An 8,586-nucleotide genomic window follows, 5' to 3' on the forward strand; every position below is an offset into this window, starting at 1 on the left:
CTTCCGATCTCGAACCGCCGCGGGCCGTCAGGCCTTCGGGCCCGCCGACTGGACGACCTCGAAGGACCACAGCGTGGACCCGGACGCGGCCGGACGCTTGGGCGCCTCGCCCTCACCGCCGCCCTGGTGGGCCGCCTTCATGGGGCCCTCCATCCAGGCCTTGAAGTCCTCCTCGCTGCGCCAGCGGGTGTAGACGAGGTACTGGTCGGTGCCCTCGACCGGGCGGAGCAGCTCGAACCACTCGAAGCCGTCCGAGTTCTCCACCGCGCCGGCCCGCGAGGCGAAGCGCTGCTCCAGCACCTCGCGCTGCTCGGCGGGAACCGTCAGTACGTTGATCTTGACGACGGACATGCCGCTCCTTCTGCTCCGCCGGGGCCCCGGGGACGGGACTCCGGTCAGGTCACTGCGTACGGCAGCAGTCTGCTACACCTGACGCCGGGTGAGTCGGCCGAGTCAGGCGATCCACGGCGGGACGATGCGCTGGTCGTCGCGCGGTGCGAGGGCGCAGGCGCCGGGCGGGGTGACGGCGTCGGGGTTGTAGGCGTGGGAGGGGGAGGTGGAGGCGACGAGGGCGGTGAAGCCCTCGGTGGTGGAGATGCGCCGGGGGAGGCCGACGGGGAGGACCAGGGTGTCGCCGGCGGCGACGGTGAGCGGCTCGCCGTCCAGGTCCACCGCGGCGGTGCCGACCAGGACGGTCCAGACCTGCTCGGCGTCCATGGCGTGGAGCGGGCCCTGCCGGCCGGCGCCCATCTCGACCCGCCAGACGGCGAGGGAGGTCGAGCCCTGGGTGGGTGAGGCGCAGGTGGTCATGACGGCGTTCGGGGTCTGGGTGCGTCGGGCGTCGGTCGAACGGATCACGGGCATGGCGGAGGAACCCCCTAAGATGGACAACGTCGTTGCCTATATGGTCAATGAGGTTGTCTATCGTGTCAACTGAACCCGCTCCGCCCGGTTTCGAGCTGCCGCTGCGCCTGCTGCTCGCCTTCCGGACGATCATCGACGAGCTGCACGAGCGGATCGCCCGCGAGGGCCACCCGGATCTGCGCCCCATGCACGGCTTCGTCTTCCAGGCGATCGGCCCGGACGGCACCACCGCCGTCGAGCTCGGACGGCGGCTCGGGGTCTCCAAGCAGGCGGCGGGCAAGACCGTCGAGAACCTGGAGCAGCTCGGCTACGTCGAGCGGGGCAGCGACCCGGGCGACGCCCGGCGCAAGGTGGTGCGGCTCACCGCCCGGGGCGTGGACTGCCTGGTGCGCTCGGCGCGGATCTTCGACGAGCTGCGCGCGGAGTGGTCGCAGGCCCTCGGTGAGGAACAGCTGCGCCAGGTCGAGGACGGCCTGCGGCGGCTCGCTCCCGGGGATCCGTTCCGGCTCGACACCCCGCGCTGGTTCGGCGCGCCCTGAGGGCATGCGGACCGCGGGCCCGGAGCAGGCAGGAGGAACGCAGAGCAGACAGGCGGCACAAGGCGGGAGGAACAGGCGAAGGTGCGGGCGCGGCCCGGGGTGGTCAGAAGGACCGCCCCTCCCCCCGGTACGGGGGCTCCGGCCCGGTCGGGTCCGGCCGGTCCCGGCGGTCGGCGCAGAGGGCGGAGCTGAGCCGGGTGAGGAGTTGGGCGAGGTCCGCGAACTGGGTCTCGTCCCAGTCCCCCAGCAGCTCCGCCAGCTGGGTGCGCCGGGCCGCGACCAGCCGCAGCGCGGCCTCCTCGCCAGGTTCGGTGAGGCGCAGCGGCAGGCCGCCGGTGCGCGCGGCGAGGCCCCGGCCCTCCACCTCGCGCACGGCCGCCTCGACGACCGCGACCGGGACGATCCGCCGCTCGGCCAGTTCGGCGGGCTCCACCGAGCCGTGGTGGTGCATCTGGAGGAGCAGCCAGCTGGAGGCGGGCAGCAGGTCGAGCCCGGCGGTGGCGGTGATCCGCCGGAACAGGTCGCGCCGGGCCTCCCGGGTGCTCAGCACCGAGAGGGCGCGGGCGATCTCGTCCAGGGAACTGCGCTCGACCGGGTTGAGGCCGATGGACTCGCCGAGGTCGGGCGCGGTCACGGTGGTGCGCAGCTTCTCCTCGCGCAGGAAGAGCGACAGCACGAAGGCGACCAGCGCGACGGGCACCGCGTACAGGAACACCCGGGTGATCGACTCGGCGTACGCGTGGTAGACGGCGGCCTGGGTCGTGGCCGGCAGCGCGGCGACCAGGCGCGGATCGGCGGTGATCGCCTCGGTGTGGAAGCCGGGCGGCAGCGGCCGGCCTGCGAGGGCGTCGGCGAGCCGGGTGCGCAGGCCGCTGGTGAAGATCGTGCCGAAGACGGAGACGCCGAAGGAGGCACCGATGGAGCGGAAGAAGGTGGCGCCGGCAGTGGCCACCCCGAGGTCCTGGTAGCCGACCGAGTTCTGCACGATCAGCACCAGCACCTGCATCACCAGGCCGAGTCCGAGGCCGAAGACCAGGAAGTAGAAGCTCATCTCGGCGGTGCTGCTGTGCTCGTCCAGGCGGGAGAGCAGCAGCAGGCCGACCGTGGTGACGGCCGTTCCGGCGATCGGGAACACCCGGTAGCGGCCGGTGCGGGCGACGATCTGCCCGGAGCCGATCGAGGTGAGCAGCATGCCGAGCACCATCGGCAGCATGTGGATGCCGGACAGGGTGGGCGAGACCTGCTGGACGACCTGGAGGAAGGTCGGCAGGTAGGTGAGCGCGCCGAACATCGCGAAGCCGACCACGAAGGAGATCACCGCGACCAGGCTGAAGGTTCGCGACCGGAACAGCCGCAGCGGCAGGACCGGCTCCACGGCGGTGCGCTCGACCGCGACGAAGGCGGCCAGCAGCACCAGTCCGAGCACCCCCAGGCCGACGATCTGCCAGGAGCTCCAGGCCCAGGTGGTACCGCCGAGGGAGGTCATCAGCACCAGGCAGGTGGCGACGGCGGCGATCAGCGCGGTGCCCGGGTAGTCGATCCGGTGGTCGCGCCGGACCTCCCGTCCGTGCAGCACGGCGGCGATCACCACCAGGGCGACCGCGCCGATCGGCAGGTTGACGTAGAAGACCCAGCGCCAGCTGAGGTGGTCGACGAACAGGCCGCCGAGCAGCGGACCGAGCACGCTGGTGACGCCGAAGACGGCGCCGAAGAGGCCCTGGTACCTGCCGCGGTCCCGGGGCGGGACGAGGTCGCCGACGATGGCCTGGGAGAGCACCATCAGCCCGCCGCCGCCCAGGCCCTGGAGAGCCCGGAAGGCGATCAACTCGCCCATGTTCTGGGCGATTCCGCACAGCACCGAGCCGAGCAGGAAGATCACGATGGAGGCCTGGAAGAAGCGCTTCCGGCCGTACATGTCGCCGAGCTTGCCCCAGAGGGGCGTGGCGGCGGTGGAGGCCAGCATGTAGGCGGTGACCACCCAGGACAGGTGCTCCAGGCCGCCGAGGTCGCTGACGATGGTGGGCAGCGCGGTGGAGACGATGGTCTGGTCGAGGGCCGCGAGCAGCATCGCCAGCAGCAGGGCGCCGATCGGCACCCACAGGTTGGGGACGGTGGCCTCCGGCGGGCCCGGCTCCTTCGCCGGGCTCCGGTCGGACGCGGCACGGGGGTCCGTCATGGCGTCTCCACAGGCGGCACGGCCTCTCCGTAGGTCGCGGGGCCGGACGACGGGGCGCCCGCCGGGTGATCACTCCCAGTTCCCCATGCTGGCAGACATGTCCCGGTATGCACCGTCCGGTTGAGCCGAACGTAAGCACCCGGCCCGCCCGTCGCGCCCCGGGGCCCTCCGCGGGAGCCAACCACCACCAACCGGCACAACACCCCCGCGGGCGTCCGGGCGCCCCTGTCCACCCTCCGGGACGTCCTGCATAATCAGGCGCGATCGCGAGCACCGGGTCAGGAACCGGAGCCCGGAGCCCGGGATCCGAGCGTCGTTCACCGACGAACCGCAGAACCGCAGAACCGCAGAACCGTCGAACTGCAGAACCGTCGAACCACCGGGAACCGAGAACCGAGGAGGACCGGCCGATGCCGGACCAGCACTGCCCGACGTGCGGCACCGCACGCCCCGCCGGGTGCGGCTGCCTCCTGGATCCGGCCACGGATCCGCGGGTGGGCCCCGGCCCCGGCCCCGGTCCCGTCTCCGGCGGGGATCCGAGCCTCGCGGAGACCGCCGTCCTCCCGCACCTCGAGGGCCCACCGCTGGTCCGCCCGTACGTGCCGCAGTCGGCCGGCCAGGTGGCGGAGGAGCCCGAGCCGGCCGGGGACCCGTTCGCGACCACCGTCCTGCCGCCGGTCCAGCTGCCGGGGCCGGTGCAGCCGGCGCCGTCGGGCCACCCGCAGGTCCAGCCGGTCCGGCCCCCGCTGGGCCCGGACGCGGACGCCTACGCCACCACCGTGCTCCCGCCCGTGGCACCCACCGGCCCCGGCGCCTACGCACCGGCCGCGGCGCCGCCCGCGCCCTACGACGGGGGCGGCGGCACCGTCTTCGACCTCACCCCGGCCGGGCCGGAGGCCGGCGGCGGACGGGCCGCGCGCCGGGCCGCCGAGCAGGCCGCGGAGCACCCGCCGGGCCGGCACAAGCTGCTGATCGGCGGGGTCGGCGCCGCCCTGGTGGCGCTCACCATCGGTGTCGCGTACGCCGTGACGCCCTCCCCGAAGCCGGACCCGGAGGCCAGGCGGGCCGAGCCGGTGGTCACCACCACGCTGGCGCCCGCCCCGGTCAACCCGCCCGCCGAGACCGCGCCCACGCCCAGCGCACCGCCGCCGACCAGCGCGGCACCGAGCCCCACGGCGACGGCCACCCGCAAGCCGACCCCGACCAGGACGCCGACCCCGACACCGACCCCAACGCCGACGCCGACCGCCACGGCGACGCCGACGCCCACCCCGACTCCCACGCCCACGCCCACGCCGACCGCCACCCCGACCCCGCGCATCCTCCAGGTGGGGATGACCGGGGCCGACGTGAAGGAGATGCAGCAGCGCCTGTACGCGGCGGAGTGCGGATTCGTCGACAAGTCGATCGTGTCCGGCACCTTCGACGACTGGACCCGCTCGGTGCTGTCGGACTACCAGCGCCAGAACCGCATCAGGGGCGAGAACGGCGTGTACGGCCCCAAGACCCAGGCCGTCCTCACCGCCGACCCGGGCTGCTGACTGACCGGACGCCGGCTCGTCAGCCGGTGATCGCGCCGACGATGCTGACGCCCGCCAGCACCACCATGATCGCCGCCGCCACCCTGATGATCAGCTTCATCGGCACGTGCTTGAGCAGCTTCTGGCCGCCCACGATGGCGATCCCGCCGACCGCGCACAGCGCCAGCCAGGAGCCGAGGCCCACCGCCAGTGGATCGGCGTACTTGGCGGCCAGGTTGGCGGTCATGATCTGAGTCAGGTCGCCGAACTCGGCGACCGCGACGACCACGAAGCTCGCCCCGGCCACCTTCCAGAAGCTGTTCGAGGACGGCTCCTTGGCCGCGTGCTCGTCGTCGTCGCCACCGCCGTGGAAGAGCAGCATCGCCGCACCGGCCAGGAACAGCGCACCGGTGACGCCCTCCACCCAGCGGTGCGGCAGCAGCGAGAGCAGGTGCCCGGCGACCAGCGCGAGGCCCACCTGGAGGGCGAAGGCGGCGGCGATGCCCGCGAAGACGTAGCTCGCGCGGTACTTGGTGCCGAGCACCAGGCTGGCCAGCGCCGTCTTGTCGGGCAGTTCGGCCAGGAAGATGATGCCGAACGTCAACGCGGCAACGGTCAGACTCATTCGGAGGAATCCCTGCGGTCGGGGCTGTCCGGCCTCCGCAGCTCCGCCAGGGGTCGCTTCGGCCCGACAGCACTGGAAACGGTCACAGCACTGCGGCCGAAGGTCTCGCCGGCAACCGCTCACCGAGCGGTGCCCCGGGCGCCGGGCCCGTGGGGGCCAGTATGTCGACGGTCCGGTGGAGGGCTACTCCCCTTCAACGCGCCCAAGCCTACCCGACCGGGTCGGCCCCGCCCGACGCGGTCACCAGCCCGCGCCCGACCAGCTCCAGCACCACCACCACCGCCGCCGACTCCACCGCCAGCAGCCCGATCAGCACGAACAGCTGCACCGCCCCCGCCTGGACGGGCGAGGCCCCGCCGAGCAGCATGCCGACGAAGGCCCCGGGCAGGGTGACCAGCCCGACCGTCCGGGTCTGGTCCAGCGCCGGGACCAGTGAGGTCGCCGCCGCCGTACGGCAGATCTCCAGCCGGGCGTCCCGCTCCTCGAAGCCGAGCGCCAACGCCGCCTCCACCTCGCCGCGCCGCTGCCGGAGCTCGTCCAGGGCGCGCCGGCCGGCCAACGAGGTGGCGGTGAGCGCCCCGCCGATCAGGATGCCCGAGACGGGGATCACCGACAGGCCCTTGGGCGGCAGCAGTCCGACGGCCAGCAGCAGGGCGAGCACCGGCAGCACCCCGGCGCCGATCGGGGCGGCCGCCCAGACCCAGCCGCGGCCCCGGGTCATCCGGCGTCCGGCGGTGTGCACCGCGACCGTGAACATCAGCAGCACGAACAGCGCCGACCACCACAGCGAGCCGACCACCCAGGTGATCACCGCCGCGACGGCCGCAAGCTGGACGACCGCCCGCAGTCCGGCCCGTGCCACCGCGTGCCCGTGGCCGAGCAGCCCCCACCCGGCCACGGCCACGGCGGCCAGCAACAGCGCCGCGGTGGCCACCCCGAGCACCGGGGTGACCGGCAGCAGCTGCCCGCCGGACCCGGACCCGGAGGCGGAGGGCGTCATCAGATCCAGCTGGTGAACCACATCCGGTCCTGCCAGGACGACATCGGGATCACCTCCGCCGTGTACAGCGGGTAGAAGAACGCGAAGCAGCCGACGATCGCGAGCACGACCAGCCCGGCGCCGGCCGCGCCCCACCGGCGGCGCGCGGGGCTGCTGCCGGCCGGGCCGAGGACCGCCCCGAGCATCTGGGCGACGGCCAGGCACAGGAACGGCACGAGCACGACCATGTAGAAGGAGAAGATCGTCCGCTCCTGGTACTGGAACCAGGGCAGGTAGATCCCGGCGACCGCGCAGAGCACGGCGCCCGAGCGCCAGTCCCGGCGGAAGAACCAGCGCCACAGCAGGTAGACCAGGGCGAAGCAGGCCGCCCACCACAGGAACGGGGTGCCCAGGCCCAGGATCTGCGCCGCGCAGCCGCCCGGGGCGGTGCAGCCGTTCGTCCCGGCGGGGACCTGCTCCCAGTACATCGAGACCGGGCGGCCGTCGACCAGCCACGCGAAGGGGTTGGACTGGTAGGTGTGCGGGGTGCTCAGGCCGGTGTTGAAGTCGTACATCTGCGAGTGGTAGTGCCACAGGCTGCGCAGCGGCGCGGGCACCCAGCTCATCGGGAGCTGCGGCAGCGGGATGCCGAGGACGTGGTCCGGGGAGAGCCCGGCCCGGCCGTCCGCCCAGTGCCGGTCGTAGCCGCCGTCGCCGCCCGCACGGCCGCCGCCACTGGCCAGCCAGCCCGACCAGGCGCCGACGTACACCACCAGGGCGGACCCGACCATGGCGAGGAAGGCCGGCACGGCGTCCCGGCGCAGCATGGCGCGCCAGGGGCGGCGGGCACCGGCGGCGCGGCGGCCGGCCTGGTCCCAGAGCACGGTGAGGACGCCGAGGGCGGCGAGGATCGGGGCGCCGTTCCACTTGACCGCGCAGGCGGCGCCGAGGAACACCCCGGCGGCGATCCGCCAGGGGCGCGGGCCGAGCCCCGCCCGGTCGGCGTCGGCCACGGCAGCCAGCGCTGCGCGGGCGCGGTCCCGGTCGACCAGCAGGGCGCCGAAGGCGGCGAGCACGAAGAACATCTGGATGCCGTCGAGCAGGCCCACCCGGCTCATCACCAGCTGGAGGCCGTCCACCGACATCAACAGGGCGGCGGTGCAGCCGATCAGGGTGGAGCCGAAGAGCCGGCGGCCGATCCGGGCCAGCATCAGCACGGTCACGGTGCCGAGCAGGGCGGTCATGAACCGCCACCCGAAGGGGTGCAGGCCGAACAACTGCTCGCCGACCGCCATCACCCATTTGCCGAGGGGCGGGTGGGCGATGAACTCGGGCGCGGAGCTGAGCGGGACGGACTGCGGGACGGCCAGGATGTCGGCGTTCGCGTGGTCGGGCCAGGTGCCCTCGTAGCCCTGCTGGAGCAGCGACCAGGCGTCCTTGGGGTAGTACGTCTCGTCGAAGACGAAGGCGTTCGGGTAGCCGAGGTGCCAGAAGCGCAGCAGACCGGCGAAGAGCGCGACGGCGATCGGGCCGAGCCAGCCGGAGTGGTCGGCCGTCCAGCGGACGACCGGGCCGAGTCGGCCGGAGCGGTCGGCCACCCGGCGGAGCAGCCCGCCGCGGGCCGGAGCGGGGTCGGCGGGGGCCGGGGCCGCCGGGGGGTGCGTGAGCGCCGCTTGGGTCATTGCCTCGCCGATCGCCGGTCTGCGGGGCCCGCGGGTGCTGTTCCGGGCCCGGGTTCTGCTGCCCCGGCCGGGGCCGGGCGGTCAACAGCCACTGACACTATGTGGCGGTGCCCGGGGAAGCCAAGCGCGACGGGCGCCGACCAGGTGACCCGGTCGGCGCCCGTCGCGAACACCTCGCACGGTGCAGGCCTTGCACGGTGC

Annotated in this window: 8 protein-coding genes; 2 read left to right on the forward strand and 6 right to left on the reverse strand. The window is 73.8% G+C overall.

Going from position 1 to position 8,586, the window contains the following annotated elements; all coding sequences use genetic code 11:
* Positions 1-27: 27 nt before the first annotated feature.
* Together ABT247_RS29065 and ABT247_RS29070 are read right to left on the reverse strand one after the other, a co-directional pair.
* A complete protein-coding gene (locus ABT247_RS29065) occupies positions 28-351 on the reverse strand; it encodes an antibiotic biosynthesis monooxygenase family protein (protein WP_350748236.1) in 324 nt (107 codons plus the stop codon).
* Between the two features lie 102 nt (positions 352-453).
* Positions 454-864 (reverse strand): cupin domain-containing protein, encoded by a 411-nt coding sequence (locus ABT247_RS29070; protein ID WP_350748239.1) that lies wholly within the window; start codon positions 862-864, stop codon positions 454-456.
* Between the two features lie 47 nt (positions 865-911).
* Here ABT247_RS29070 and ABT247_RS29075 point away from each other — a divergent pair, with 47 nt between their 5' ends.
* A complete protein-coding gene (locus tag ABT247_RS29075; protein WP_502892523.1) occupies positions 912-1,403 on the forward strand; it encodes a MarR family winged helix-turn-helix transcriptional regulator in 492 nt (163 codons plus the stop codon).
* Positions 1,404-1,506: 103 nt separating this feature from the next.
* On the opposite strand, the gene ABT247_RS29080 is transcribed toward ABT247_RS29075, so the two are convergent.
* Positions 1,507-3,579 (reverse strand): MDR family MFS transporter, encoded by a 2,073-nt coding sequence (locus tag ABT247_RS29080; RefSeq protein ID WP_350748245.1) that lies wholly within the window; start codon positions 3,577-3,579, stop codon positions 1,507-1,509.
* A gap of 494 nt (positions 3,580-4,073) precedes the next feature.
* On the opposite strand from ABT247_RS29080, the gene ABT247_RS29085 reads away from it, so the two are divergent.
* Positions 4,074-5,120: a peptidoglycan-binding domain-containing protein gene (locus ABT247_RS29085; protein WP_350748248.1), complete on the forward strand. Its 1,047-nt coding sequence runs from the start codon at positions 4,074-4,076 to the stop codon at positions 5,118-5,120.
* Between the two features lie 19 nt (positions 5,121-5,139).
* Here the strand turns inward: ABT247_RS29085 and ABT247_RS29090 are convergent, their stop codons facing one another.
* The 3 genes from ABT247_RS29090 to ABT247_RS29100 form a co-directional block, all read right to left on the reverse strand.
* The gene (locus ABT247_RS29090; RefSeq protein ID WP_350748251.1) at positions 5,140-5,724 is read right to left on the reverse strand and encodes a TMEM165/GDT1 family protein; all 585 of its coding nucleotides are present in this window, start codon (positions 5,722-5,724) and stop codon (positions 5,140-5,142) included.
* 208 nt (positions 5,725-5,932) lie between these two features.
* Positions 5,933-6,724 carry an ABC transporter permease gene (locus tag ABT247_RS29095; RefSeq protein WP_350748257.1) on the reverse strand — a complete coding sequence of 264 codons (792 nt, stop codon included), beginning with the start codon at positions 6,722-6,724 and terminating at the stop codon, positions 5,933-5,935.
* Positions 6,724-8,385: a dolichyl-phosphate-mannose--protein mannosyltransferase gene (locus ABT247_RS29100; protein WP_350748254.1), complete on the reverse strand. Its 1,662-nt coding sequence runs from the start codon at positions 8,383-8,385 to the stop codon at positions 6,724-6,726. Before ABT247_RS29100 ends, ABT247_RS29095 begins: the two co-directional genes overlap by 1 nt.
* Positions 8,386-8,586: the final 201 nt, after the last annotated feature.

It is taken from the genome of Kitasatospora sp. NPDC001539 (assembly GCF_040298565.1).
GTDB lineage: Bacteria > Actinomycetota > Actinomycetes > Streptomycetales > Streptomycetaceae > Kitasatospora.